Origin of the sequence: Streptococcus sp. HMSC077D04, assembly GCF_001808785.1 — a bacterium.
GTDB lineage: Bacteria > Bacillota > Bacilli > Lactobacillales > Streptococcaceae > Streptococcus > Streptococcus mitis_BX.
In genome coordinates this window covers 365-667 of sequence record NZ_KV794541.1, presented here as the reverse complement: position 1 = coordinate 667, position 303 = coordinate 365, and the positions used below count along the sequence as shown (strand labels likewise).

The 303-nt window shown below is 38.3% G+C and carries 1 pseudogene; it reads right to left on the bottom strand.

Going from position 1 to position 303, the window contains the following annotated elements:
* Nucleotides 1-126: 126 nt before the first annotated feature.
* Nucleotides 127-303, bottom strand: a pseudogene (locus tag HMPREF2701_RS11645) (replication initiator protein); the annotation flags it as partial.

The window sequence follows — 303 nt, the reverse complement described above, 5'->3', positions numbered from 1 at the left end:
ACCTGAAAATAAATCAATAAATCTCATTTCTTTATCCCCCCTTCCTGATCGACTATCAATGTCCAAAGTGTCACACCACTTGAAATGAAAATGAGCATAACTAATATCCACTCGATTGGCGACATTTTAACCACCTCCTTTTCTAACACGGTTATTCCAAACAGAATACAGGCCATTAAACACAAATTCAGCCAAAACTTCCGCTCGTCTAACAAAGCGAACATTATCTAGAGCATACTGATAGCTTCTCTCAAAATCAGTCATAGCAATTTCACTGGCTGTTTCAGAAAAACCCTCTCGTCT